Here is a 25,124-nt window from a genome sequence, read left to right on the forward strand (position 1 = left end):
AGTAGGGAGGGTCCGATGCCACCACCACCCCCGCCGCAGCCACCCGCCACGCTCGCCCGGCTCCCCCAGTACGCCGCCGCCGCGTACGGGGAGCGCGAGGCGCTCGCCGACGGAGAGGTCCGGTGGACCTTCGCCCGCCTCGCCGCCGAGATCTCCGCCGCCGCCCGCGCCGCCATCGCCCACGGCATCCGGCCCGGCGACCGGGTCGCGATCTGGGCCCCGAACAGCCGCCGGTGGATCACCGCCGCCCTCGGCGCGGTCGGCGCCGGAGCCGTCCTCGTACCGGTCAACACCCGCTACAAGACCGCCGAGGCCGCCGACATCATCCGGCGCAGCGGCGCCCGCGTCCTGCTCACCGAGCGCGGGTTCCTCGGCACCGACTACGCCCGCGACCTGCACGCCTCCGGCGAGGACCTCGGGGCGCTCGGCTCGATCGTGATCCTGCGGGACGGGCGCGAGGAGCGCGGGGCGGGCGGCGACGCGGGTCCCGACGGCCCGGCCGGGACCCTCTCCTGGGAGGCGTACCTGCGCGCCGGCGAGGCCGTCCCCGACGCCGAGCGGGCCGCGCGCGCCGCCGCCGTACGCCCCGAGGACCTCAGCGACATCCTCTACACCTCCGGCACCACCGGCCGCCCCAAGGGCGTCATGACCACCCACGGCCAGACCGTCCGGCTCTACGCCTCCTGGTCCGACCTCGTCACCCTGCGCCCCGGCGACCGGTACCTGCTGGTCAACCCCTTCTTCCACACCTTCGGCTACAAGGCCGGCGTGCTCGCCTGCCTGCTGCGCGGGGTCACCATGCTCCCCGAGGCGGTCTACGACACCGACCGCATCCTGCACCGCATGGCCGCCGAACGCGTCACCTGCCTGATGGGCCCGCCGACCGTCTTCCACGGCCTGATCCGCCACCCCGCGCGGGCCGCGCACGACCTGTCCGCGCTGCGCCTGGCCGGCACCGGAGCCGCCTCGGTGCCCGCGTCCCTCGTCGAAAAGATCCGCGGCGAACTGGGCGCGCCCGACGTGTTCACCGCGTACGGGCTCACCGAGTCCGGCGGGGTCGTCTCCGTCTGCCCCACCGACGCCGACGCCCGGACCCTCGCCCACACCGTCGGCCCGCCGCTGCCGGACACCGAGGTACGGATCACCGACCCGCTCGGCGCGGTGCTGCCCGCCGGGGAGCCCGGCGAGGTGCAGGTCCGCGGCTACCACGTCACCGCCGGCTACCTGGATGACCCGGCGAGCACCGCCGAAGCCGTGCTGCCCGGCGGCTGGCTGCGCACCGGGGACATCGGCGTCCTCGACGGGCGCGGCTACCTCGCCATCACCGACCGGCTGAAGGACATGTACGTGGTCGGCGGGTTCAACGCCTATCCGGCGGAGGTGGAGAACGTGCTGCTGACCCACCCCGCCATCACCGACGCGGCGGTCGTCGGCGCCCCCGACGAGCGGCTCGGCGAGGTCGGGGTGGCCTACGTCGTCACCACCGGGCCGGTCACCGCCGAGGAGCTGACCGCCTGGACCCGGGAACGGCTGGCCAACTTCAAGGTGCCGCGGCGGTTCACCCGGCTGGAGGAGCTCCCGCGCAACGCGGGCGGCAAGCTGCTGAAGACGGAGCTGCGCCGCACGGCGCGAGGGGAGTCGGCGTGAGGCCGCTGGAGCCGACGGTCGAGCAGGATGAACTCCGGGACGCGGTACGGGCGGTCCTGGCCCGGCACCCCGGCCACGCGGCCTGGGCTCCGCTGACGGCGCGGATCGGCGCGGCCGCGCTGGCGGTCCCCGAGGAGTACGGCGGGCTCGGCTGCGGGCCGAGGGAAGTCGGGGTGGTCATGGCGGAGCTGGGGCGCGCGCTGAGCCCCGTACCGTACCTGGGCTCGGCGGTGCTGACCGCGGGGGCCCTGCTCGCGTCCGGGGACCGGGAGGCCTGCGCCAAGCACCTGCCGCACCTGGCGGAGGGCACCCTCGTCGGCGCCCTGGCCTGGGCGGAGACCCCTGGACCCGGACCCGGTACGGGGCCCGGGTCCGGCGTCCCGCGCGGGGGCTGGGAGGCCCGCGAGCTCGCGGCCCGGGCCGAGCCGGCGGGCTCCGACTGGCTGCTCACGGGAACCAAGCGGTACGTCCTGGCCGGGCCGGCGGAACCGCCCCTGCTGCTGGCCTTCGCCAGGATGCACCCGGCCCCGGGCACGGCCGGCGGACCCGGTACCACGCCCGGCCGGGGACACGGGCGGCTCGGGCTGTTCGAACTCGTCGCCGCACCGGCGGCCTTCACCGCACGGTCCACGATGGACCGCACCCGCCCCCTCGCGGAGCTGACCCTGGACCGGACCCCGGCCCGGCTGCTGTCGGCCGACGGCGCCGGGGTCCTCGCCCGGGTCCGGGACCTGGCCTGTACGGCGCTCGCCGCCGAGCAGGCGGGCGCGGCGGCACGGGCGCTGGAGGCGACGGTCCGGTACGCGAAGGAGCGGGTGCAGTTCGGGCGGCCCATCGGCTCCTTCCAGGCGGTCAAGCACCGGCTCGCCGACCTGCACACCGCGGTGGAGGGCGCCCGCTCGCTCGCCCTCGCGGCGGCCGCCGCCGACGCGGCCCCGGAGCTCGCGGCCGCCGCCAAGTCGGCCTGCTCCGAGGCCTTTGCGTACGTGGCGGGCGAGATGATCCAGCTGCACGGCGGCATCGGCATCACCTGGGAGCACGAGGCGCACGAGTACTTCAAGCGGGCACACGGCTCGGCCCTGCTCTTCGGCTCCCCCGCCGCACACCGTGAACGGCTGGCGGCCCGGCTGGGGTTCCTCCCGAACGACGGCGTGGGGACCGCGGACTGCCGTACCCTCGGCCCATGACCGGCAGCGCGATTGACCTCCGGAAGATCGAAGAGACCGCTCCGGCGCTGGTGAGCCTGTACAAGAGCGCCGGGACCTCGCTCCTCGCACACGGCCTGGCAGGCGGGCGGGCCGCGGTGTACCTGGTCCTCGACTACTCCGGCTCGATGCGCCCGTACTACGACGACGGCAGCGTGCAGGCCCTCGCCGACCGGGTGCTGGGGCTCTCCGCCCACCTGGACGGCGATGCCCGCGTGCCGGTCGTCTTCTTCTCCACCGAGGTCGACGCGGTCGAGGAGATCTCCCTGGCCGGCCACGAGGGACGAGTCTCCGCGATCGCCGCCGGCCTCGGCCACATGGGCAAGACGGCCTACCACGCGGCGATGGACGCGGTGATCGACCACTACCTGGACTCGGCGTCGGTCCTCCCCGCGCTCGTGGTCTTCCAGACCGACGGCGGCCCGATCAACAAGCTCGCCGCCGAGAAGTACCTGTGCAAGGCGGCCCGGCTGCCGCTCTTCTGGCAGTTCGTCGGCTTCGGCAACACGCGCAGCTCGCAGTTCGACTTCCTGCGGCGGCTGGACGAACTGCCCGTCCCGCAGAAGCGGGTGGTGGACAACGCGGGCTACTTCCACGCCGGGTCCGACCCGCGGGCCGTCACGGACGCGGAGTTGTACGACCGGCTGGTCGGGGAGTTCCCGGCGTGGCTGGCCGCGGCCCGGGCGGCGGGAATCGTGCGCGCCTGACCGGCGGCCGTCGGTGCCCCGCGCTTTGATGGTCGTATGACGACGAACAACTGGGCCGTATTCGAAAAGGCGGAACCCGACTTCGCGGCGGCCGTGCGGGCCCGCTTCGCACAGTTCCCGCACCACGTCCTGGCGACCCTGCGCAAGGACGGCTCGCCCCGCGCGACCGGGCTGAATGTCGACATCCGCGGCGGCGAGCTGTGGCTGGGCATGATGCCGGGCTCGATGAAGGGCAAGGACCTGCGGCGCGATCCGCGCTTCGCCCTGCACACCAACCCGGGTGCGGGCGAGACGATGCCCGACGGGGACGTACGGATCTCCGGGCGGGCGGTGGAGATCGTGGAACAGCCCGAGCTCCACCGGTACGCGGAGGAGGCCGAGGAGAACGACACCCCGCACCCCTTCGACCTGTTCCGCGCCGAGCTGACGGAGGTGGTCCACGTCGGCGTCGAGGGCGACGACCTGGTGGTCCGCTCGTGGACCCCGGAGCACGGACTGCGCACCGTGCGCCGGGGCAATGACGACGAGCCGGCCCGCGAGGAGCCTGCGGCGGGCTGAGCCGGGCCGGGACGGGCTGGACTAGGCGCGGCCCACGGTCTTCGCCGGGGCTTTAGGGGCCTGGGCCGGGACCTTGGCCGGGGTGTTGGCGGGAGCCTTGGCCGGGGCCTTGGGGGTCTTGGCCGGGGCCTTGCCCGAGGCCTTCGGGGTCTTCGGGGTCTTCTGCGGGACCTGCGGCACCGGGGCCGGGGCCGCGGTCTGGGCGCCGACGTCCAGCCAGCTCCGGTCGATGTTGAGCGTCACGCCCCCGTACGTGGCGTCGTGGTCCCCGCGGAACTGGTGGGCGCGGCGGCCCCCCGTCCACTGGCTCGTACCTGCGGGCAGCCCCAGGTCGGCGTCGGTGACGGAGGCCACGCCGTTCCAGCGGGCCACCCACAGCACGTCGGGCATGGCGTCCGGGGCCTGGGCGTAGTGGGCGCTCAGCGCCTTGGCCCCGGAGCTCGCCGCGACGTAGGCGGCGGCGCCGTAGCCCAGTTCGTGCAGCCGGACCGTCCAGGCCGTGAGGTAGGCGACGACCGGGGCGTCCCACGTGGCCCGGTCCGTGTAGTTCTCCAGGTCGTTGTAGAGGACCGTGCCTTCCGCCATGCCCAGGGCCGCGGCCGCGTGGGCCGCGCCCTCGGCCTCGGCCCGGCCCTGCTCGTTGGCTTCTGAGGGGTCGGTGGAGAGACCCGTGGAGGAGCTCTTCCAGGGCTGGGGGCCGACCCAGATCGGCATGAGGTGCCAGCCCGCCCCGGCCTGCCGGCTCACCCATCCGGCGGTGAGCTGCGACTGGGCGCAGGCGCGGGCGCGGCCGCCGATGTAGACGCCGACGGCTCCGAAGGGCGAGTCGGTCCGCCAGGCGTTCATGGTGCGCTGCGTGGGGGCCGTGCAGGCGTCGAAGCCCTCGCCGGTGAAGGGCGCCTGGACGGTGGTACGGGGACCCCCGCCGACCACGCCGATCGGATCGACGGGGACCGGGCCGGGGGCGGCCGGGGGTGTGAGGGCGCGGGCCCGGGTGAGGACCGCGCGGACGGCCTGGGGGGTGGACCCGTAGGAGACGGTGGCCATCACCCCGGCGCGGCGCAGGGCGTAGCGGATCTCGTTGCTGTCGCCCCGGACCTTGGGGAGGGGGTCGCCCTCGTCGCCTCCGACCGTGGGGATGTCGGCGCGCGGCGGGGCCCCGTCGAGCGGCTCCAGGTGCAGGGTGTCGGAGCGGGGGGCGGCGGCGCGGGCGGCTCCGCACTCGCCCTGGGCGCCGGCGTGCCCGAGGTAGAGGGTGGGCACGTCGAGGCGCAGGCAGGCGTCGGGATTCCGGTCGAGGTCGACGACCCGCCAGTCGGCGGGGACGGTGAGGCGCAGCCCGCGGTAGTCGACGGGCCGGCCGTCGGCGGGGTGGCCGTCGGCGGCCCCGAGGGGGACGGGAGCGAGCAGCGCGGCGCCCAGCAGGCAGCTCAACAGCATGTGGGAGGGGAGCATGTGACCCACTGTTACCAGAAGGCCCGCAGGCTTACGCAGAGGCACGAGAGCCCGCGGTCACGTGTTGACGGGACGGCCGCACGGCACTGCGGACAACCCCCTCGCTCCCCTCCCGTACCGTGTCCTCCTCGCGCTGCTCGGCCGGTGGGCCGCCGCCCTCCGCCCGCGACTCCCGCTCCGACTGCTCCTCCCCTACTCCCCCTGCTCCCCTACTCCGCCTCCGCCTCCGCCTCCTGCTCCTGCTCCTGCTCCTGCTCCTGCTCCTGCTCCTGCTCCTGGAAGGCGGGAAGGGCGAAGATCCGTTCCTTCCCCGCCTCCTCCATGAGCTCGACGAGCGGCAGCACCAGCTCCCACAGGTCCTGCTTGTCGACCTCGCGCACGAGTCCTTCCAGCTCCGCGTCGCCCAGCCCGGCGGCGGCATCGGCCACCACCTTGCGCGACTCCTCCGGCAGTACGCCGACCAGCGGCAGGAAGGCGCCCCACAGGGCGGTCGCCACGACGGCCCGTACCACGCCGGCCAGCACGAGCGGGTCGCGCAGGGAGTCCAGCCGGGCCACCGCGATCCGGTCCTCCTCGCCGAGCAGCGCCACGAGCGGGAGCAGCGACTCCCACAGCCCCTCGGCGTGCGTCACCCGTACGAGCGAGTCGAGCTCGGCCGCGTCGAGGCGGGCGGTGAGCTCGGCGATCCGCAACCGCTGGTCACCGCCGACCATCGCGGCGACGCCGAGGGCTTCCTCCCAGAGCCCCTCGGCGGCCGCGGCCCGTACCACCGCGCCGAGGCGGTCGTCGCCCATGAGCTCCAGGATCCGGGGCAGCCGCTCGGGCAGGTCGACGTAGAAACCGGCGCGCAGCACCGCCGCGTCGTCCACCTGGTCCAGGATCCGGCCGAGCACCCGGTCCCGCATGTGGCCGACGAACCGGCCCATCGTGAGGTGGTCTCGGTTCTCGGCGAGGGTGGTGGCGATGCGGACGACGAGACCCTCGTCGAGCCGGTCGACGATCCCGGAGATCTTCCGGGGGTCCAGGTGTCCGCAGGCCTCGGCGGTGAAGGAGACGGGCAGCTTCTCGATGATGGCGGCGGCCCGGCCCGCCTCCAGCCTGCCGGCCACGCCGGCGGCCAGCCGGGGTCCGAGCGCCTTCTGCGAGATGGCGGCCGCCACCCCGGCCGGCACCAGCTTGGTCGCGGCGGCGACCCGGTCGAGCATCTCGGGTGCGCCGTCGTTGAGCACGCCGCTGACCTGCTCCCGGAACGCCCGCACGTCCTCGTCCGGGAGCCCGCGCAGGAAGCCGAGTTCCCCGGCGTCCGCGCCCACCAGCCGGGCGATCTTCTCCACTTCGGCGCGGCTCACCGGAACAGCACCTTGCGCACGGCCCCGCGCGCGAGGGCGGGGACCAGCCCCAGCGCCTCCTCGGCGGCCCGGTTCAGGCCCTCGGCCTGACGCGCCCGCTCCGCCTTGAGCGCCTCGGCGAGCAGCGCGAGCTCCCCGGCGTCCAGCTCCGCGAACGATGCGGGAGGCCGGGCGCCCCCCAACTCCCCGCTCAAACGGCCCATTTCCTCATCTGTACGCACGGGACGACCTCCCACACCAAAGACGACACGACGGCTCGCTCCGAGCGTGAGGCCGTGTTGACTATTAGTCAATACTCGCGGGTAAGGCCGGCGCCGGCGCGATGGCCGCGCAGCCGAGGGGCGGTCGAAGCCGGTCTCGTGCCGGCTCCGACCGCCCCTTCCTCTTCCTCGTACCGGTCAGGTCAGGCCCCGGCGGCGGCCCGTTCCAGCACCTCCAACACGGTGTCCCGGAACAGCGTGGCCTTGTACCCGGTCTGCGGCAGCGGGCGGCAGCGGGCGAGTACCGTCGCGGCCGCTGCCGCGAGGACCTCGGGGGTGGCCTCGCGACCGGTCAGGGCCGCTTCCACCTCCGGCAGCCGCAGCGGAACCCGCGCCACCCCGCCCGCCGCGACGGCCGCGTGCGTGATGGTGGCGCCGTCGAGCGCCAGCCGGGCGGTGGCCTCGACCAGGGGCCATTCGCCGTGGGCCCGGCTGGTGGCCCGGTGGCAGGCGGCGCGCTCGCCCGGCAGGGCCGGCGGCAGCAGGACCGCGGTGAGGATGCGTTCCGGTGCCAGCAGGTGGTCGACCTGGTGGAGCCGGTCGCCGTCCCCGTACAACTCGGCTACCGTGCGCTGCGGTTCGCCGTGGATCTCGGCTCCGGCGTCGTAGGTGAGCAGGGCCATCGCGAGGGTGGACGGGTGCGGGGCGACGCACGGACCGTTGCCGCTGACCACGCCGAAGTGGTGATCGCCCTCGCGCGCGGGGCAGCCGGAGCCGCCCTTCTGGAGGCAGCTGAAGTGCGGATTGCGGTAGTACCAGCAGCGGTTGCGCTGGAGCAGGTTGCCGCCCAGGGTGCCGGCGGCTCGGATCTGCGGGGTCGCCGCGGTCCCGGCCGACACCGACAGGGCGGGCCACCCGGAGCGCACCCGCGGATCGGCGGCAACGTCGGCGAGCGTGGTCAGCGCGCCGATCCGCAGCCCGCCGCCGGGCAGCTGCGTGCAGCCGCGCAGGCCGGCCGCGCCGTCGAGGTCGGTGAACGGGCCCGGGGAGATGCCGGTGCGCTGTCGGGCGGTGGTGTCGGTGCCGCCTGCGCGCAGCTCTCCGCCGCGGGCCAGGACGGCGGCCGAGAGGTCGGTGAGGGTGGCGTCGGTGCTCACGGAGCCAGTCCTTCCAGGAGCCGGTCGGGGCGGATGGGCATGTCGTACGGGCGCCAGCCGGTCGCGTCGTGGACCGCGTTGGCCAGGCAGGCGGCGGTGGGCAGGGTGGCGATCTCGCCGAGTCCGACTCCGCCGCCGGGGACGTGCTCGAAGCCCTCCTGGTGGAAGTGGACGGTGATCTCGGGGGTGTCTCCGATCCCGGGGATGCGGTAGTCCTCCAGGTTGTCGGTCAGCACCCGGCCGGTGGCGGGGTCGGTGCGCCGCTCTTCGAACAGGGCGTAGCCGACGCCCTGGATGACGGCGCCCTCGCACTGGCTCCGGGCGAGGCGGTCCTCGTGGATGCGGCCCGCGGCGATGCCGCTCCACACCCGGAGCGGGCGGATCCGGCCGAGCCGGGTGTCCACCTCCACCTCGGCGACCTGGACCGATCCGGTGAAGCCGCGGCCGATCGCCACGCCCCCCATGGTCAGGTTGAGGGGGGTCACGAAGCCCCGGTGGTCCCGGGTGCGCCGGCCGGTGACCCGTACGCCGTTCGCCCCGTCCAGCCGGGCGGCCACGCCCCCGTGACCGTGACGGCCGCCACCGCCGAGCGCCTCGCGCAGCCGGGCGGCGGCGTCCGCGGCGGCGGGCACGATCGACGGGGTGGTGCGGCTGCCGCCGGAGGTGGGGCCGTGGACGGTGTCGCTGTGCCCGACCTCGGAGCGCACCCTCTCCTCCGGTACGCCGAGTCCTTCGGCGACGGCCCGGCGCAGTACGGTGCGCGCACCCGTGCCCATGTCCTGCACGGCGCAGCGGGCGACGACGATCCCGTCCTCGACGGTGAGCTCGACCTCGGTGCCGGGGTCGAGGAAGTACAGCCAGTTGGCCGCGGCCACGCCGACGCCCCGGCGGAACCTCCCGGTGCCGCCGCGGGTGCCCGACCAGGCCGGGAGGGCCGCCGCCAGGTCGTACAGCGCGTGGCGTTTGGGGTTGCCGTCCCAGCGGCGGCGCAGGGCGATGGGGTCCTGGCCGAGCTTGTGGGCCATCTCGTCGACGGCCTGCTCCAGGGCCCAGCACATCGTGGGTCCGCCCGGGCCGCGGAACGGGGCGCCCGGCGGCCGGTGGGTGACCGTGTCGAAGTCGCGGAGGCGGCGCGGGGCCTTGCCGTACATGAACCGGGCCAGCGCCGCGACGGTGCCGCCCACCGAGACCCCGCCGTCGGTGTCCACGTCCCATGGCCAGCGCGCTCAGCTCGCCTGCGGCGTCCGCGGCCATCGCCAGCCGGATCCGGGTGCCGGGCCGGTACCCGCCGTCGGTGAGCTCCTCGTCCCGGTCCAGCACCACCCGCACCGGGGCGCCGTGCAGCCGGGCCAGCTCCGCCGCGGCGACGACGTCGGAGGTCAGGCCCATCTTGCAGCCGAAACCGCCCCCGACGTGGACGGCCCGGGCCACCACCCGTTCGAGGGGCACGCCGAAGCGCTCGGCGGCGAGCTCGGCCACCTGCTTGACCGACTGCGTGGACACCTCCAGGTGGAGGGTGCCCTCGTCCCACCGGGCCAGGCAGGCGTGCGGCTCGAGCGGGGTGTGGGTCTGCGCGGCGGTCGTGAACACGCCCTCGACCACCCGCTCGGGGCTGCTCTCCCGTGCCTCGATGATGCGGCGCACGGCCTTGGCGGGCCGCTTGCTCATGGCGGACGGCCCCCGCCGGTTGCCGCGCCAGCGGGCGGGCGTCAGCTGCGGGGCCTCACCGGACCCGGGCGCCCGCTTCCGCGCCGCCTTGTCCTCGTAGACCAGCGGCCCCTCGCCTGCCCGGGCCCGGCCCACGTCGAGGGCGGCCGGCAGCACCTCGTAGTCCACCGCGACCCGCTCGGCGGCCGCCCGGGCGGAGGCCCGGTCCGCCGCGGCGACCGCCGCCACGGGCTGGCCGACGTACCGCACCACGCCGTCGGGGGGCAGCAGCGGGACCAGCGCCAGGTCTCCGGCCTCCAGGGACCGTACGTGCGCGTGCGCGTGCGGCGAGCGGATGATCACCCCCTCCAGCAGCCCCTCGGGCCGCTGATCGGTGGTGTACCGGGCCGACCCGTCGACCTTCTCCGGAGCCTCGGCGCGCGGAACGGCCGCGGCCGCCTCCCCGTCGTACTCCCCCGCACAGGCCGCCGCCACGGCGCTGAAGATCCCCTCATAGGCGCCGCACCGGCACAGGTGCCCCGCCAGCGCCTCCGCGATCTCCTCCCGCCCCGGCCTGGTCCGCCCGTGCGCGGCCCGCCACCGCTCGAAGAACGCCGCCGCCTCGACCACGAACCCGGGCGTGCAGTAGCCGCACTGAAGGGCGTCCTCCCCGGCGAAGGCACGCCCGACCGGGTGACCGGCCAGCCCCTCCACCGTCGTCACCCGCCGCCCGGCCAACCGGGCCGCCGGCGTCAGACATGCCACCCGCGGCTCACCGTCGACCTGGATCGTGCACGCCCCGCACACCCCGCCGGCGCAGACGAGCTTGGTCCCGGTCAGCCCCAACTGCTCCCGCACCACCTCCACGGCAGCCGGATCACCGTCCACGTCCACCGCACACGGGACGCCATTGACCTCGAACTCCACGCGACGCACTCCTCAACCGTGGGGGCGACGACCCCCACACCACCCGGGCTCGCCTTCACCCCCCTTGATAACCCGCCCCCACCCACCCCGCAGCTCGGCACGGCGGACGGCCCCGCGCCGCCCGGAACGCCACAACGCCCGGGTCACGGACGTGGCGGGCGCTGCGCCACCGTCACTCACCTCACGCCGAGACCAGCTTGAACCCGACCCAGATCGTTTTGCCCACCCGCTCGTCACGGATCTGGAACTCGTCCGCAAGCTCGGCCACCAACCACAGCCCCCGGCCGCTCCGGGCATCGAGCCCGGGCTCCTGCACGACGGGGCGATCCGGCCCGCTGTCGCGCACCTCGATCGCCACGATCCCACCCGCACACTCCAGACGCACGGAGAACTCCCGCCCCGACGGGACCCCGTGCAGAACGGCATTCGTGGCGAGTTCTGAAACGCAGAGCCGTATGTCGTCCCGACGCTCGCACACGCCCCACTCACCGAGCGCGTCTCCTACGAACTGACGGGCCGCGCGCACCGAGGCACGGGCCCGAGGGAACCGCTGCTGCCGGGAAAAGGACATAGCACCCCACCGCCTTAACGCTGAGCTTCCAAGGCCACACAGAGCGTGTCGCTATTCGCGAAAAGCAGCAAGGGTGCGGGCTGGGATTACGTAAAGGCGTCGCTTAACGTGGGCACCGGCGGAGAGCGGCGGACATTCAGGAGGCGGCGTGAGCGGCAGCGGATGGACCAGCACGTCGATGCCCTACCTGACCCCTCGCGCCGACGGGGAGGCGGACGCCTGGACCGCCGAGGCCAAGGCCGCAGGCCGTCGCGGCGCACAGCGCATCCTCCGCGCCGGCGACCACGACGCCCCGGCCGAAGTTGCCCGGATGCTCGACCTCGCGACCGGGCAGACCGCCATCATCCGCCGCCGGATCATCGAACTCGACGGCGAACCAACCGAGTTGACCGACACCTATTACCCTGTCGACATCGCCGCAGGCACCCCGCTGGCCGGCACGGCAAAGATCCGAGGCGGTGCGGTGACCCTGCTGGCCGGGCTGGGGCACATCGGCGTACGGGTCGTCGAGAACGTGACGGCGCGAATGCCCGGCCCCGAGGAGCGGGAGCACCTGCGCCTCGGACCGGCAGAACCGGTCCTCCAACTAGCCAGAACCACCTACGACTCGACGGGCCGGCCGATCCAGGCCGATGTGATGGTCATGCCTGCCGGACGCCAGCAGTTGCGGTACGAGATCGACATCGAGGTGGCATGACCCTGCCCAGTCCCGAATCCGCGGGCCCCGACCCCCGGTCGCTCCACGCCCGCATCGCCGCCGATCTGCGGGACGAGATCATGAGCGGCGGCCTCGCGCCTGGATCGAAGCTGCCTTCGACAGCGCAGCTGAAGATCCGGTTCGACGCGTCCAACGCCACGATCCAGAAGGCCGTCCAGCTCCTCAAGGACGAGGGACTGGCCCTGGGCCGTGCGGGCTCGGCAGTGACCGTACGGGACACCCGGCAGCGGACCGTTCGCCCGGCCGGCTCCCTGACGCCGGCCGTGGACGGGGCGGCCTACCCGTGGCTCGCCGAAGCATCGGAACCGGCCCGCGCGGCCCAAAGCACCCTACTGGCGGTGGAAGACGTGCCCGTCGTCGGGGATGTCGCTGCCGCGCTCAGCCTCCCCGAGGGCAGTCCGGCCGTGTGCAGGCGGCAGCTGATCACCATCGACGGCGAACCCGCCGAGCTGGTGAGCTCGTACTACCCGCCGGACCTCGCGCGCGGCACCGCCCTCGCGGAGCCCCGCCGGATCCGGGGCGGCACTCCGACCCTACTGGCGGAACTCGGCTTCCCGCCCCACCGCAGCGTGGACCGACTCTCCGCCCGCGTGGCGACGCAGGAGCAATACACCGCCCTGCGACTCCCCGGCGACCTGCCCGTCCTGCGGACCCTCCGCACGGTGTACAGCGCCGAGGGACAGCCGATCGAAGTCACCGTGATGGTGAAGGCAGGACACCTGTACGAGCTCCAGTACGAGTTCGCGCCCGAAGCCTGACCGCCCCCGGAACGCCACGACGCCCGCCACCCCTGGTCGGGGACGTGGCGGGCGTCGTGTCGCGTGCCGTACTTCGTTGTACGGACCGTATGAGGGGTCCCGGCCGGGGCCGGGGGTACTGCTAGACCTCAATGACCACCACCCGACGGCCGGAGGCCGGCGCAGCCGGGCGAAGCCCGGGAGGCCGCCTGCGGCCGAGCGGTGCGCGAGCACGGCGTCCAGAAGGAGTCGTGGCGGGCGTCGTGTCGCGTGCCGTACTTCGTTGTACGGACCGTATGAGGGGTCCCGGCCGGGGCCGGGGGTACTGCTAGACCTCAACGACCACCACCCGACGGCCGGAGGCCGGCGCAGCCGGGCGAAGCCCGGGAGGCCGCCTGCGGCCGAGCGGTGCGCGAGCACGGCGTCCAGAAGGAGTCGTGGCGGGCGTCGTGTCGCGTGCCGTACTTCGTTGTACGGACCGTATGAGGGGTCCCGGCCGGGGCCGGGGGTACTGCGGGTCAGGCGGGTGCTGCGGGTCAGACGGTGATGGAGCGGTCCGTCGGCTTGACCGGGTACGGGAGGGCGCTGGTGCCGGTCAGGAAGCGGTCCACGCCGCGGGCGGCCGAGCGGCCTTCCGCGATGGCCCAGACGATCAGCGACTGGCCGCGGCCGGCGTCGCCGGCGACGAAGACGCCGTCGACGTTGGTCGCGTAGGAGGCGTCGCGCTCGATGTTGCCGCGGGCGTCCATCGCCAGGCCGAACTGCGCCGTCAGGCCGTTCTCCTGGTCGGTGCCGGTGAAGCCCATCGCCAGGGTGACCAGCTGCGCGGGGAGGACGCGCTCGGTGCCGGGCTTCTGGACGAGCTTGCCGTCCTCGAAGGCGACCTCGACCAGGTGGAGGGCCTGGACGTTGCCGTCCTCGTCGCCCTCGAAGTGGGTGGTGGAGACGGAGTAGATCCGCTCGCCGCCCTCCTCGTGGGCAGAGGTGACCTTGTACAGCATGGGGAACGTCGGCCAGGGCTGGCCGGCCGGCCGGTCCTCGGACGGACGCGGCATGATCTCCAGCTGCGTGACCGAGGCCGCGCCCTGGCGGTGGGCGGTGCCCACGCAGTCCGCGCCGGTGTCGCCGCCGCCGATGACGACCACGTGCTTGCCCTCGGCCGTGATGGGGGGCGCCATGAAGTCGCCCTCCTGGACCTTGTTCGCGAGGGGGAGGTACTCCATCGCGAAGTGGATGCCCTTGAGGTCACGGCCCGGGACCGGGAGGTCGCGGGAGACCGTCGCACCCGCCGCGATGACCACCGCGTCGAACCGCTTGCGCAGGTCGGTGGCGGTGACGTCGCGGCCGACCTCGACGCCGGTACGGAACTTGGTGCCCTCCGCGCGCATCTGCTCGATGCGGCGGTTGATGTGCACCTTCTCCATCTTGAACTCGGGGATGCCGTAGCGCAGCAGCCCGCCGATGCGGTCGGCGCGCTCGTACACCACCACGGTGTGGCCGGCCCGGGTCAGCTGCTGGGCCGCGGCGAGACCCGCCGGGCCGGAGCCGATGACCGCGGCCGTCTTGCCCGACAGGCGCTCGGGCGCCTGCGGGGTGACGTCGCCGTTGTCCCACGCCTTGTCGATGATCGAGACTTCGACGTTCTTGATGGTGACGGCCGGCTGGTTGATGCCGAGCACGCAGGCGGACTCGCACGGCGCCGGGCACAGCCGCCCGGTGAACTCCGGGAAGTTGTTCGTCGCGTGCAGCCGCTCGGAGGCGGCGGTCCAGTCCTCGCGGTACGCGAAGTCGTTCCACTCGGGGATCAGGTTCCCGAGCGGGCAGCCGTTGTGGCAGAACGGGATGCCGCAGTCCATGCAGCGGCCGGCCTGCTTGCTGATGATCGGCAGCAGCGAGCCCGGAACGTAGACCTCGTTCCAGTCCTTGAGGCGCTCGGCCACAGGACGGGTGCAGGCGGTCTCGCGCGGGGTGGTGAGGAAGCCCTTCGGGTCAGCCATTGGTCGCCGCCTCCATCATCTTCTCCGTGGTCTCGGACTCGGAGAGTCCGGCGAGCTCAGCGGCGTCCTTGGCGGCGAGCACTGCCTTGTACGTGGTCGGGATGATCTTGCTGAAGCGGGCCGCCGAGGCGGTCCAGTCGGCCAGGAGCTTCGCGGCCACGGTCGAGCCGGTCTCCTCCTCGTGGCGGCGCACCACATCGTGCAGCCACTGGGCGTCCGTGTCGGAGAGGGCCTCGACCGCGCCCGTGTTGCCGACGTTGACGTTGGCCGGGTCGAGGTCGATGACGTACGCGACGCCGCCCGACATGCCCGCCGCGAAGTTGCGGCCCGTCTCGCCGAGGACGACCGCGGTGCCGCCGGTCATGTACTCGCAGCCGTGGTCGCCCACGCCTTCCGAGACGACCAGGGCGCCGGAGTTGCGGACGCAGAAGCGCTCGCCGGTGCGGCCGCGCAGGAACAGCTCGCCGCCGGTGGCGCCGTAGCCGATCGTGTTGCCCGCGATGGTCGAGTACTCGGCCAGGTGGTCGGCGCCGCGGTCGGGACGGACCACGACGCGGCCGCCGGAGAGGCCCTTGCCGACGTAGTCGTTGGCGTCGCCCTCCAGGCGCAGGGTCACGCCCTTGGGCAGGAAGGCGCCGAAGGACTGGCCGGCGGAGCCGGTGAAGGTCAGGTCGATGGTGTTGTCGGGCAGGCCCGCGCCACCGAACTTCTTCGTGACCTCGTGGCCGAGCATGGTGCCGACCGTGCGGTTGATGTTGCGGATCGCGACCTGGGCGCGGACCGGCAGCGCGGTCTCGGCCGAGTCGGCGTTCAGCGCGTCCGCGGCGAGGCGGATGAGCTCGTTGTCGAGCGCCTTCTCCAGGCCGTGGTCCTGCTCGATCAGAGCGTGGCGGACCGCGCCCTCGGGGAGCTCCGGCACGTAGAAGAGCGGCTCCAGGTCGAGACCCTGCGCCTTCCAGTGCGTGACGGCCTTGCTGGTGTCGAGGAGTTCGGCGTGACCGACGGCCTCCTCGATCGTGCGGAAGCCCAGCTCGGCGAGGAGTTCGCGCACCTCCTCCGCGATGAACTCGAAGAAGTTGACGACGAACTCGGGCTTGCCGGAGAAGCGGTCGCGCAGGACCGGGTTCTGGGTGGCGATGCCGACCGGGCAGGTGTCCAGGTGGCAGACGCGCATCATGACGCAGCCGGAGACGACGAGCGGCGCGGTCGCGAAACCGAACTCCTCGGCGCCGAGCAGCGCGGCGATGACGACGTCGCGGCCGGTCTTGAGCTGGCCGTCCGTCTGGACCACGATGCGGTCGCGCAGCCCGTTGAGCAGCAGGGTCTGCTGGGTCTCGGCGAGGCCGAGCTCCCAGGGACCGCCCGCGTGCTTCAGCGAGGTGAGCGGGGAGGCGCCCGTACCGCCGTCGTGGCCGGAGATGAGGACGACGTCCGCGTGGGCCTTGGAGACACCGGCCGCGACCGTACCCACGCCGACCTCGGAGACCAGCTTCACGTGGATGCGGGCGACCGGGTTGGCGTTCTTGAGGTCGTGGATCAGCTGAGCCAGGTCCTCGATGGAGTAGATGTCGTGGTGCGGCGGCGGGGAGATCAGGCCGACGCCCGGGGTGGAGTGCCGGGTCTTGGCGACCCACGGGTAGACCTTGTGGCCGGGCAGCTGGCCGCCCTCGCCGGGCTTGGCACCCTGCGCCATCTTGATCTGGATGTCGTCCGCGTTGACCAGGTACTCGCTCGTGACACCGAAGCGGCCGGAGGCGACCTGCTTGATGGAGGAGCGGCGCGCCGGGTCGTACAGGCGGTCCGGGTCCTCGCCGCCCTCACCGGTGTTGGACTTGGCGCCCAACTGGTTCATGGCGATGGCGAGGGTCTCGTGCGCCTCCTTGGAGATGGAGCCGTACGACATGGCGCCGGTGGAGAAGCGCTTGACGATGTCGGCGACCGACTCGACCTCGTCGATGGAGATCGACGCACGGTCCTCCGTCTTGAAGCCGAACAGGCCGCGGAGCGTCATCAGGCGCTCGGACTGCTCGTTCACCCGCTCCGTGTACTGCTTGAAGATGTCGTACCGGCGGTTGCGCGTGGCGTGCTGCAGGCGGAAGACCGTGTCCGGGTCGAACAGGTGCGGCTCGCCCTCGCGGCGCCACTGGTACTCGCCGCCGATCTCCAGCGCGCGGTGCGTGGCCGCGATGCCGGAGGCCGGGTACGCCTTGGTGTGGCGCGCGGCCACCTCCTTGGCGATGACGTCCAGGCCGGCGCCGCCGATCTTGGTGGCGGTGCCCGCGAAGTACGCCGCGACGAACTCCTCGTTCAGGCCGACGGCCTCGAAGACCTGCGCGCCGCGGTAGGAGGCGACGGTGGAGATGCCCATCTTGGACATGACCTTCAGGACGCCCTTGCCGAGCGCGTAGATCAGGTTCTTGATGGCCTGCTCCGGCTCCAGGCCGGACAGGAAGGTACCGGCGCGCAGCAGGTCCTCGACGGACTCCATGGCGAGGTACGGGTTGACCGCGGCCGCGCCGTAGCCGATGAGCAGCGCGACGTGGTGGACCTCGCGGACGTCGCCGGCCTCGACCAGCAGGCCCACCTGGGTGCGCTGCTTGGTGGCGATGAGGTGGTGGTGCACGGCCGAGGTGAGGAGCAGCGACGGGATCGGCGCGTGCTCGGCGTCGGAGTGACGGTCCGAGAGGACGATCAGGTGCGCGCCGTTCTCGATGGCCGCGTCGACCTCGCCGCGGATCTCCTCGATGCGGGCGGCCAGCGCCTCGCCGCCGCCCGAGACCCGGTACAGGCCCGAGAGGGTGGCGGCCTTCATGCCCGGCATGTCGCCGTCGGCGTTGACGTGGATGAGCTTGGCGAGCTCGTCGTTGTCGATCACCGGGAACGGCAGCGTGACGCTGCGGCAGGACGCGGCGGTCGGCTCCAGCAGGTTGCCCTGCGGGCCGAGCGAGGACAGCAGCGAGGTGACGAGCTCCTCGCGGATGGCGTCCAGCGGCGGGTTGGTGACCTGCGCGAAGAGCTGGGTGAAGTAGTCGAAGAGCAGCCGGGGGCGCTCGGAGAGGGCCGCGATCGGGGAGTCCGTACCCATGGAGCCGAGCGGCTCGCCGGCGCTGCGGGCCATCGGCGCGAGGATGACGCGGAGCTCTTCCTCGGTGTAGCCGAAGGTCTGCTGGCGGCGGGTGACCGAGGCGTGGGTGTGCACGATGTGCTCACGCTCGGGCAGGTCCGTCAGCTCGATCTCGCCCGTCTCCAGCCATTCGGCGTACGGGTGCTCGGCGGCCAGCGCGTCCTTGATCTCGTCGTCTTCGATGATCCGCTTCTGGGCGGTGTCGACGAGGAACATCTTGCCGGGCTGCAGGCGGCCCTTGCGGACGACCTTGGCCGGGTCGATGTCCAGGACGCCGACCTCGGAGGAGAGCACGACGAAGTCGTCGTCGGTGACCCAGTAGCGGCCGGGGCGCAGTCCGTTGCGGTCGAGGACCGCGCCGACCTGGGTGCCGTCGGTGAAGGTGACGCAGGCGGGGCCGTCCCACGGCTCCATCTGCGTGGAGTGGTACTTGTAGAACGCGCGGCGGGCCGGCGACATGGAGGTGTGGTTCTCCCACGCCTCCGGGATCATCATCAGCACGCTGTGCGGGAGGGACCGGCCGCCGAGGTGGAGCAGCTCCAGGACCTCGTCGAAGGAGGCCGAGTCGGAGGCGTCCGGGGTGCAGATCGGGAAGATCCGCTCGAGGGCGCCCTCGCCGAAGAGACCGGAGGCCAGCTGGGACTCGCGGGCCCGCATCCAGTTCCGGTTGCCCTTGACCGTGTTGATCTCGCCGTTGTGCGCGACGAAGCGGTAGGGGTGGGCCAGCGGCCACGACGGGAAGGTGTTCGTCGAGAACCGGGAGTGGACCAGGGCGATCGCGGAGGCGAAGCGGCGGTCCGAGAGGTCCGGGAAGAAGGGCTCGAGCTGGCCGGTGGTCAGCATGCCCTTGTAGACGATCGTGCGGGCGGAGAGCGAGGGGAAGTAGACCCCGGCCTCGCGCTCGGCGCGCTTGCGCAGCACGAAGGCCTTGCGGTCCAGCTCGATGCCGCTCGTCCCGTTGCTCACGAAGAGCTGCGAGAAGGCCGGCATGGTGGCGCGGGCGCCGTTGCCGAGCAGGTCGGGGGTGACCGGAACCTCGCGCCAGCCGAGAACCGTGAGGTTCTCCTCGGCGGCGATGGCCTCGATCTGCTCCACGGCGACGGCCTGTGCGGGGCCGTCGGCGGGGAGGAAGGCGATGCCGACGGCGTACGCGCCGGCCTCGGGAAGGTCGAAACCGGCCACCTCGCGCAGGAACGCGTCCGGGACCTGGGAGAGGATGCCGGCGCCGTCGCCCGAGTCGGGCTCGGATCCGGTGGCGCCTCGGTGCTCGAGGTTCCGCAATACGGTCAGCGCCTGCTCGACCAGCGTGTGGCTGGCCTCGCCGGTGAGGTTGGCCACAAAGCCGACGCCGCAGGCGTCGTGCTCGTTGCGCGGGTCGTACATGCCCTGCTGGGCGGGGCGACCGTCCATGGGCGACCAGGCGGTGGTGCTGAGGCCGGTCGCGGAGTGCGTGGATGCGGAACGCATCGGCTCTCCCGTCGTCGTCGTGGCATATGTGCATAGCCGAGGGACGACGTTGGCCCTCTGCGAAATTTCGTGCAGATTACATGATGACGACAATCCCGCGAAGCGGATACGTCATTCCAGCATGCGGACACTGCACGGAGCAGACAAGAGGGGACTTTCGCAGGTGTCCGACCATCGGGACACGGGACGAAGGTCCCGGTACGGGGCGGGCCTCATTGCCCGGCGCCAGGGTCTGATGCCCGGCGGACACGGAAACGAAACCGCCGAGTAACTGACTACTTATGTTGTCTACTGCATAGTGTCTCACTCCCCGCACGGTCAGCCTACGGCTCCGCCGATCCAGGTTCCCAGGATGTACGTCACACCCGCGGCCGCGCCACCCAGGACGAGCTGGCGCACCCCGCTGTACCACCAGGACCGGGCCGTGACCCGGGAGACCACCGCGCCACAGGCGAAGAGGCCCAGCAGTGCCAGCAGGACCGCCGGCCACAGGGTGACCGCTCCGAGCAGGTACGGCAGCAGCGGGATCAGCGCGCCGAGCGCGAACGAGCCGAAGGAGGACACGGCGGCGACCATCGGCGACGGCAGGTCGTCCGGGTCGATCCCGAGCTCCTCGCGGGCGTGGATCTCCAGCGCCTGCTCCGGGTCGCGGGACAGCTGCATGGCCACCTCGCGGGCCAGCGCCGGCTCGACGCCGCGCGAGACGTAGAGCTCGGCCAGCTCCTCCATCTCGTCGATGGGGTGCTTGCGCAACTGCTGGCGCTCTATGTCCAGTTCCGCGAGCACGAGCTCGCGCTGCGAGGCGACCGAGGTGTACTCCCCCGCCGCCATGGAGAAGGCGCCGGCGGCGAGGCCGGCCAGGCCGGTGACGACGATGACGTGCGGGGCGACGGCGCCGCCGGCCACGCCGGTCATCAGCGCGAGGTTCGACACGAGTCCGTCCATCGCACCGAAGACCGCCGGGCGCAGCCATCCGCCGTTGACGTCACGGTGGGTGTGGTTGTCGCGGTGGGCGGTGTGAAGCGGTGCTTCTATGTCGATGATGGACATGCGGAGTTTCTCCCCTTTTGTACGAGTGGGTACGCAGCAGTGCGCCACGCGCGACGCGCGGACACCCACTCCCCCGGAACACCTCGAAACTACGCACGATTTTTGCCGCCCGCCAGCAAGGAAGGCCGTACTTACCTGGGGTTTTGGGGATCGGCGACCGGGTGACGGCGGCCCGCGGCGGGTGTTTCGCGACGAGCGACAAACCACATGCCATGGCACAAATCCCCCAAGGGCTCAATATGAGTCCCATCAAGTGGAGAGGCGCGCCATGGAGCTGATTGCATGCAATCCGCAGGTCCTCCTCGAACGGGCCCGGGGCGCTCTTCTCGGACTCGCGGTGGGTGACGCGCTGGGCGCCCCCGCGGAGAACATGAAGCCGTCGGAGATCCGGGCGAAGTGGGGCCGGATCGAGGGCTTCGTCTCGGACGACCCGGCGGGCACGGACGATACGGAATACGCGATCTTCTCGGGCCTGCTGCTGGCCCGCCACGGGTCGGCGCTGACGGTCGCCCACGTCGAACGCGCGTGGCACCACTGGATCGCGGACCTGGACGAAGGCCCGTTCCGCGGGGCGGGCTTCTCGGAACGCGGCACCCTGGAGAACCTCCGCCGCGGCCTGGCGGCCCCCATCTCCGCCCAGCACCGGCACGCCTGGTCGGACGGTCTGGCCATGCGGGCGGCCCCCTTCGGCGTCTTCGCGGCGGGCCGCCCGGCGGAGGCGGCACGACTGGTCGCCATCGACGGCTGCGTCAGCCACGACGGCGAGGGCATCTACGGCGGCCAGGCCGTCGCGGCGGGGGTCGCGGCGGCGATGGCCGGGGGCTCCGCGGCCTCCGTCGTCTCGGCGGCCCTCTCCGTCATCCCCTCGGACTCCTGGACGGCCCGCTCCCTGCGCCGGGCCGTGACGGCCGCCCCGCGCGGCGAGCGGGCGGTCCGCTCGGCGGTGGTCATCGGCGGCTACCCCTGGACGGACCTGGCCCCGGAGGCGGTCGGCCTGGCCTTCGGCGCCTTCGCCTCGTGCGGTGGCGACTTCCCCTCCTCCGTCCTCATGGCGGTCAACATGGGCCGCGACGCGGACACCACGGCGGCCGTGGCCGGCGCGCTCGCCGGCGCGATGTCCGGCGCCCCCGCCATCCCGGCCGCCTGGTCCTCCGCGATCGGCCCGGTCCGCGGAAGCTGCCTTCCCTCGATGCGCGGCTACCACGTCCTGGACATCGCGGACCTCCTCACCCCGGAAACCGAGACCCCCCGATGACCCTGACCCCGACCACCCCGCCCCCGACGCCCCCACCCCTCCACCCCGAGACCCCGCTCCTGGCGGGCCCCCTGCCCGAGCCGCCCCCGGGGGACACCACCGGACCCGGCCGGGAACCCGGGGACGACGCCCCGTCCGTGCCGACCCCGGGCGCCGGCGCGGAGTCCACCGCCGTACGCGGTGCAGCCCCCCTGGCGGAGGCGGGACTCCCGGATCCGGCCGGCGGCCCGGCAGTGCCCGGGGAACCGGGCGGGCCCGTCGCCACGGACGGCGGGCCCTGGCAGGGCCCGGGCCGGTGGGCCGGCGGCACGCCGGTGCCCGAGTTCCTTCGATCCGCGAGCGCGGTACGGGGCCACGCCGGCGCCGGGCCCGCGGAGCGGTCGGCCGCTCGGGTCCGGGGGCCCGGGGGCGCGCCCCCGGTTTCGGGACGGGGCGGGTACGGGGAGAGTCCCCCCGCCCCGGAGCCGCCCCCCGCCGGGCCCGACACCCCGCCACGCACGCGGGCCCGTACCGCCGATGCGCTGCACGGGCCCGGGCCGGGAACCCAGGCCCCCGCCCCCCAGGCCGGGAGCACCTCCGGCCGGAGCGCCCCGGCGACCGACACCCCGGGCCTGACCGCCCAGCCCCGCACCACCCCGGCGGAAGCCACACCCGGCCCGCTCACCACCTCCCCCCAGGGGGCCCGGACCGCCCCCACCCCCGACACCGCCGACCGATCGGCCCCGGCCGAAGCCGCGCCCGGCTCGGTCGCCGCCCCGCGGGGCGCGCAGCCCCGTACGGCCACGGCGGCCCCCGGGGCCGCCCCCGCGGAGCCCCGCCGGATCGAGGGGCTGCTCCTCGGGCTCGCCGCGGGTGACGCCGCCGGGTGGCCCGCGGCCCGGCACCGCGCCAGCCGGATGCCCGAGTGGACCCGCCGGCTCACCCGCGAGCTCGACACCTTCGCCGAGCAGAACGCCACCACCACCCTCCCCGTCCCCATCGCCCTCAACCAGCCCCCGGAACCGCTCCGCCTCGGCCCCTCCGACGACGCCGAGTGGGCGGCCTTCGCCGCCGAATCGGTCCTCACCGCCGCCGGCGTGCTGCTCAGCGACCTCTCCCGGTCCCGCCGGATGCGCGCCGCCATCGACCTCGCGTGGAACGCCCTGGCCAGCGAGGTCGCCGCGGCAGCGGAACGCGCGCCCGAGGTCGAGTCCGCCGTCCTCCCCCTCCGCGCCCGGATCTCCGTCCGCGCCGGCCTCGGCAACCTCGCCGCCGGCCTGCGCCCGCCCGCCACCGGCCACGACAACCCGCACTACTTCGACGACGCCGCCTGCATCCGCGCCTGCGTCCTCGCCGTCGTCCATCCCGGGGACCCCGACGCCGCCGCCGACCTGGCCGAGTTCGACGCCCGCTACACCCAGGACGGCGACGGGGTCCACGGCGCCCGCGCCATGGCCGCCGCCATCGCCACCGCCCTCGCCGGCAGCGGAACGTGCACGGCCGCGGACACCGACGCCGCCGTCGACGCCGCACTCGCCCAGCTCCCGGAGTCCACCGAGATCGGCCGCAACGCCCGGCACGCGGTGAAACTCGCCCGCGCCGAGACGACCGGCGGAGCCTTCGCCATCGTCCCGCTCCTGGAGCACCAGATCGTCGACCACGTCTACAGCTACGGGATCGCCGCCGCGGAAACCGTCCCCGTGGCCCTCGCCCTCGCCACCGCCGCCCGCGGCCGGGTCTGCGAGGCGGTCCCGGCCGCCGCCTGCCTGTCGCGCGTCGCGGACTCCGCCCCCGCCCTCGCCGGCGCGCTGACCGGCGCCCTCGGCGGCGGCGACTCGCTCCCCGCCGCCTGGCACGAAGCCTGCCGCACCCTCTCCGGCTGCGCCCTCCCCCGCCTCGCGGGCACCGACCTCGTCGAACTGGCCGCGCTGCTCGCCCGTACGGAACTCACCTCACCCAAGCCCCGAGGAAAGCCCCGGACATGACGACCCTGACCCCCGCAGGCCCCACCCCCCACACCCACACCACCTCCCCCGCCCTGGAGGACCGGATCACCGGCGCCCTCGTCGGCGCGGCCGTCGGCGACGCGCTGGGCGGCCCGGTGGAGGGCTGGACCCCGGAACAGATCGTGGAGCGGCACGGCGGCCGGGTGCGCGGCATCGTCGGCCCGTGGCACGAGGACTGGCGCACGGCCCGCCCGATCGCCCCGTACCACAAGGGCGATGGCCACGTCACCGACGACACCCTGATGACGCACGCGCTGGTACGGGTCTACGAGGCCGTACGCGACCACCTGGACGCGTACGCGATCGCCGAGCACCTGGTGCCGGACCTGATGACGACGCCCCGCTGGATCCCGGAGCTGGAGGCGGACGCCCTCCCCCTCCAGCGCCTCTTCCTCGCCGAGAAGTGGATCGTGACCCGGCTGCACTACGCGCACGCGGATCCGCGGGAGGCGGGCAGCGGCAACATCGTCAACTGCGGTGCGGCGATGTACATGGCGCCGGTCGGCCTCGTCAACGCGGGCAATCCGGCCGGGGCGTACGCGGAGGCGCTGGACGTCACGGGCGCGCACCAGTCCTCGTACGGGCGGGAGGCGGCGGGCGTGTTCGCGGCGGCGGTGGCGGCGGCCTGCGTGCCGGGCGCGACGGCGGCCTCGGTGGTGGACACCGCACTCTCCCTGGCCAAGGACGGCACCCGCGCGGCCATCGCGGCGGTCTGCGAAGTGGCCGTCGGCCACCGGGACTTCGAGTCGGCGCTGGCCCCCCTCCGGGCGGCCGTCGCCCCGTACGACTCGGTGGGTCCGGACTACCGCACGCCCTCCCTGGGCGCGCGGCGCCCCTCCCGCCTCCACTCCATCGAGGAACTCCCGGTAGCGCTCGGCATGTTGCTCGTCACCGAGGGCTGCTACGAGACCTCCGTGCTCGGCGCGGTCAACTACGGCCGGGACTGCGACTCCATCGCCACCATGGCCGGTGCGATCGCGGGCGCCCTCTCGGGCGGGGCGGCGGTCCCGGCCGCCTGGGCGGACCGGGTCGCGGAGGCCAGCCGCCTGGACCTGCACGCACCCGCCGCCTCGCTGGCCGCGGTGACCCGTGAGGTCTTCGCGCGCGACCGCTCCCGGCGCCTCGCGCACGAAGCCGCCTTCGCCGCCCTGACGACCCCCCGATGACCCCCGCCTCCCCGATCTCGCCGCCACCGTCGAAGTCGGCCTCCGCGGCCCCGTCCCGGAGTCCGGCTCCGACGCCTACCGTCCCGACACTGGGAACGCGCGCGGCCCCGGGCACCCACGGAGCCACGGAACCGGCGGCCCCGGGGGCGGCCCCGCCTGCGCCCGCCGCCGGTCCGGTAGCCCGCGGCCCGGTCCGGTCCGG

The 25,124-nt window shown here is 73.8% G+C and carries 18 protein-coding genes and 1 pseudogene; 9 read left to right on the top strand and 10 right to left on the bottom strand.

What is annotated here, in order from left to right:
• The first annotated feature begins 15 nt into the window (after positions 1-15).
• The 4 genes from AC6CKD_RS09830 to AC6CKD_RS09845 are packed head-to-tail and all read left to right on the top strand — an operon-like array spanning position 16 to position 4,117.
• Positions 16-1,647, top strand: a complete 1,632-nt coding sequence (locus tag AC6CKD_RS09830) for a FadD3 family acyl-CoA ligase (protein ID WP_498326557.1) — start codon at positions 16-18, stop codon at positions 1,645-1,647.
• Complete coding sequence (locus tag AC6CKD_RS09835; RefSeq protein ID WP_498326558.1) at positions 1,644-2,834, top strand: acyl-CoA dehydrogenase family protein; 1,191 nt, start codon at positions 1,644-1,646, stop codon at positions 2,832-2,834. Before AC6CKD_RS09830 ends, AC6CKD_RS09835 begins: the two co-directional genes overlap by 4 nt.
• On the top strand, positions 2,831-3,559 hold the full coding sequence (locus AC6CKD_RS09840; RefSeq protein ID WP_498326559.1) for a VWA domain-containing protein: 729 nt from the start codon (positions 2,831-2,833) through the stop codon (positions 3,557-3,559). The genes AC6CKD_RS09835 and AC6CKD_RS09840 overlap by 4 nt, the downstream gene beginning before the upstream one ends.
• A 36-nt stretch (positions 3,560-3,595) precedes the next feature.
• Positions 3,596-4,117 carry a pyridoxamine 5'-phosphate oxidase family protein gene (locus tag AC6CKD_RS09845; protein ID WP_498326560.1) on the top strand — a complete coding sequence of 174 codons (522 nt, stop codon included), beginning with the start codon at positions 3,596-3,598 and terminating at the stop codon, positions 4,115-4,117.
• A 21-nt stretch (positions 4,118-4,138) separates the two neighbouring features.
• On the opposite strand, the gene AC6CKD_RS09850 is transcribed toward AC6CKD_RS09845, so the two are convergent.
• The 7 genes and pseudogenes from AC6CKD_RS09850 to AC6CKD_RS09880 all read right to left on the bottom strand — a co-directional run bounded on the left by AC6CKD_RS09850 (position 4,139) and on the right by AC6CKD_RS09880 (position 11,423).
• On the bottom strand, positions 4,139-5,572 hold the full coding sequence (locus AC6CKD_RS09850; RefSeq protein WP_498326561.1) for a DUF1906 domain-containing protein: 1,434 nt from the start codon (positions 5,570-5,572) through the stop codon (positions 4,139-4,141).
• A gap of 209 nt (positions 5,573-5,781) precedes the next feature.
• Positions 5,782-6,921, bottom strand: a complete 1,140-nt coding sequence (locus tag AC6CKD_RS09855) for a hypothetical protein (protein ID WP_498326562.1) — start codon at positions 6,919-6,921, stop codon at positions 5,782-5,784.
• Positions 6,918-7,142, bottom strand: a complete 225-nt coding sequence (locus AC6CKD_RS09860) for a hypothetical protein (RefSeq protein ID WP_498326563.1) — start codon at positions 7,140-7,142, stop codon at positions 6,918-6,920. Before AC6CKD_RS09860 ends, AC6CKD_RS09855 begins: the two co-directional genes overlap by 4 nt.
• A 182-nt stretch (positions 7,143-7,324) precedes the next feature.
• Positions 7,325-8,278 (bottom strand): FAD binding domain-containing protein, encoded by a 954-nt coding sequence (locus tag AC6CKD_RS09865; protein WP_498326943.1) that lies wholly within the window; start codon positions 8,276-8,278, stop codon positions 7,325-7,327.
• On the bottom strand, positions 8,275-9,486 hold the full coding sequence (locus AC6CKD_RS09870) for a xanthine dehydrogenase family protein molybdopterin-binding subunit (RefSeq protein WP_498326564.1): 1,212 nt from the start codon (positions 9,484-9,486) through the stop codon (positions 8,275-8,277). The genes AC6CKD_RS09865 and AC6CKD_RS09870 overlap by 4 nt, the downstream gene beginning before the upstream one ends.
• 16 nt (positions 9,487-9,502) lie before the next feature.
• A pseudogene (locus AC6CKD_RS09875) lies at positions 9,503-10,861 on the bottom strand ((2Fe-2S)-binding protein); the annotation flags it as partial.
• A gap of 172 nt (positions 10,862-11,033) precedes the next feature.
• Positions 11,034-11,423 (bottom strand): ATP-binding protein, encoded by a 390-nt coding sequence (locus tag AC6CKD_RS09880; RefSeq protein WP_498326566.1) that lies wholly within the window; start codon positions 11,421-11,423, stop codon positions 11,034-11,036.
• A gap of 148 nt (positions 11,424-11,571) precedes the next feature.
• Between AC6CKD_RS09880 and AC6CKD_RS09885 the strand changes: the two genes are divergently transcribed.
• Together AC6CKD_RS09885 and AC6CKD_RS09890 are read left to right on the top strand one after the other, a co-directional pair.
• Positions 11,572-12,120, top strand: coding sequence for a GntR family transcriptional regulator (locus AC6CKD_RS09885; RefSeq protein WP_498326567.1), 549 nt, complete (start codon positions 11,572-11,574; stop codon positions 12,118-12,120).
• Positions 12,117-12,899 (top strand): GntR family transcriptional regulator, encoded by a 783-nt coding sequence (locus tag AC6CKD_RS09890; protein WP_498326568.1) that lies wholly within the window; start codon positions 12,117-12,119, stop codon positions 12,897-12,899. Before AC6CKD_RS09885 ends, AC6CKD_RS09890 begins: the two co-directional genes overlap by 4 nt.
• A gap of 515 nt (positions 12,900-13,414) precedes the next feature.
• Here the strand turns inward: AC6CKD_RS09890 and AC6CKD_RS09895 are convergent.
• From AC6CKD_RS09895 to AC6CKD_RS09905, 3 genes are all read right to left on the bottom strand, one after another.
• Positions 13,415-14,875, bottom strand: coding sequence for a glutamate synthase subunit beta (locus AC6CKD_RS09895; RefSeq protein WP_382981193.1), 1,461 nt, complete (start codon positions 14,873-14,875; stop codon positions 13,415-13,417).
• On the bottom strand, positions 14,868-19,409 hold the full coding sequence (gene gltB / locus AC6CKD_RS09900) for a glutamate synthase large subunit (protein ID WP_498326944.1): 4,542 nt from the start codon (positions 19,407-19,409) through the stop codon (positions 14,868-14,870). Before gltB ends, AC6CKD_RS09895 begins: the two co-directional genes overlap by 8 nt.
• Positions 19,410-19,784: 375 nt before the next feature.
• Positions 19,785-20,516 carry a VIT1/CCC1 transporter family protein gene (locus AC6CKD_RS09905; RefSeq protein WP_498326570.1) on the bottom strand — a complete coding sequence of 244 codons (732 nt, stop codon included), beginning with the start codon at positions 20,514-20,516 and terminating at the stop codon, positions 19,785-19,787.
• Between the two features lie 268 nt (positions 20,517-20,784).
• Between AC6CKD_RS09905 and AC6CKD_RS09910 the strand changes: the two genes are divergently transcribed.
• The 3 genes from AC6CKD_RS09910 to AC6CKD_RS09920 all read left to right on the top strand — a co-directional run bounded on the left by AC6CKD_RS09910 (position 20,785) and on the right by AC6CKD_RS09920 (position 24,922).
• The gene (locus tag AC6CKD_RS09910; RefSeq protein WP_498326572.1) at positions 20,785-21,771 is read left to right on the top strand and encodes an ADP-ribosylglycohydrolase family protein; all 987 of its coding nucleotides are present in this window, start codon (positions 20,785-20,787) and stop codon (positions 21,769-21,771) included.
• A 521-nt stretch (positions 21,772-22,292) separates the two neighbouring features.
• Positions 22,293-23,735, top strand: coding sequence for an ADP-ribosylglycohydrolase family protein (locus AC6CKD_RS09915; RefSeq protein WP_498326945.1), 1,443 nt, complete (start codon positions 22,293-22,295; stop codon positions 23,733-23,735).
• Complete coding sequence (locus AC6CKD_RS09920) at positions 23,732-24,922, top strand: ADP-ribosylglycohydrolase family protein (RefSeq protein WP_498326573.1); 1,191 nt, start codon at positions 23,732-23,734, stop codon at positions 24,920-24,922. Before AC6CKD_RS09915 ends, AC6CKD_RS09920 begins: the two co-directional genes overlap by 4 nt.
• Positions 24,923-25,124 lie beyond the last annotated feature (202 nt).

It is taken from the genome of Streptomyces sp. GQ60 (assembly GCF_059758875.1).

Excerpts from the sequence above, each read along its gene's own strand:
- AC6CKD_RS09920 (WP_498326573.1), top strand. The coding sequence starts at position 23,732 with ATGACGACCCTGACCCCCGCAGGCCCCACCCCCCACACCCACACCACC.
- AC6CKD_RS09880 (WP_498326566.1), bottom strand. The coding sequence starts at position 11,423 with ATGTCCTTTTCCCGGCAGCAGCGGTTCCCTCGGGCCCGTGCCTCGGTG.
- AC6CKD_RS09910 (WP_498326572.1), top strand. The coding sequence starts at position 20,785 with ATGGAGCTGATTGCATGCAATCCGCAGGTCCTCCTCGAACGGGCCCGG.
- AC6CKD_RS09840 (WP_498326559.1), top strand. The coding sequence starts at position 2,831 with ATGACCGGCAGCGCGATTGACCTCCGGAAGATCGAAGAGACCGCTCCG.
- AC6CKD_RS09905 (WP_498326570.1), bottom strand. The coding sequence starts at position 20,516 with ATGTCCATCATCGACATAGAAGCACCGCTTCACACCGCCCACCGCGAC.
- AC6CKD_RS09845 (WP_498326560.1), top strand. The coding sequence starts at position 3,596 with ATGACGACGAACAACTGGGCCGTATTCGAAAAGGCGGAACCCGACTTC.
- AC6CKD_RS09830 (WP_498326557.1), top strand. The coding sequence starts at position 16 with ATGCCACCACCACCCCCGCCGCAGCCACCCGCCACGCTCGCCCGGCTC.
- gltB (WP_498326944.1), bottom strand. The coding sequence starts at position 19,409 with ATGGACGGTCGCCCCGCCCAGCAGGGCATGTACGACCCGCGCAACGAG.
- AC6CKD_RS09850 (WP_498326561.1), bottom strand. The coding sequence starts at position 5,572 with ATGCTCCCCTCCCACATGCTGTTGAGCTGCCTGCTGGGCGCCGCGCTG.
- AC6CKD_RS09890 (WP_498326568.1), top strand. The coding sequence starts at position 12,117 with ATGACCCTGCCCAGTCCCGAATCCGCGGGCCCCGACCCCCGGTCGCTC.
- AC6CKD_RS09895 (WP_382981193.1), bottom strand. The coding sequence starts at position 14,875 with ATGGCTGACCCGAAGGGCTTCCTCACCACCCCGCGCGAGACCGCCTGC.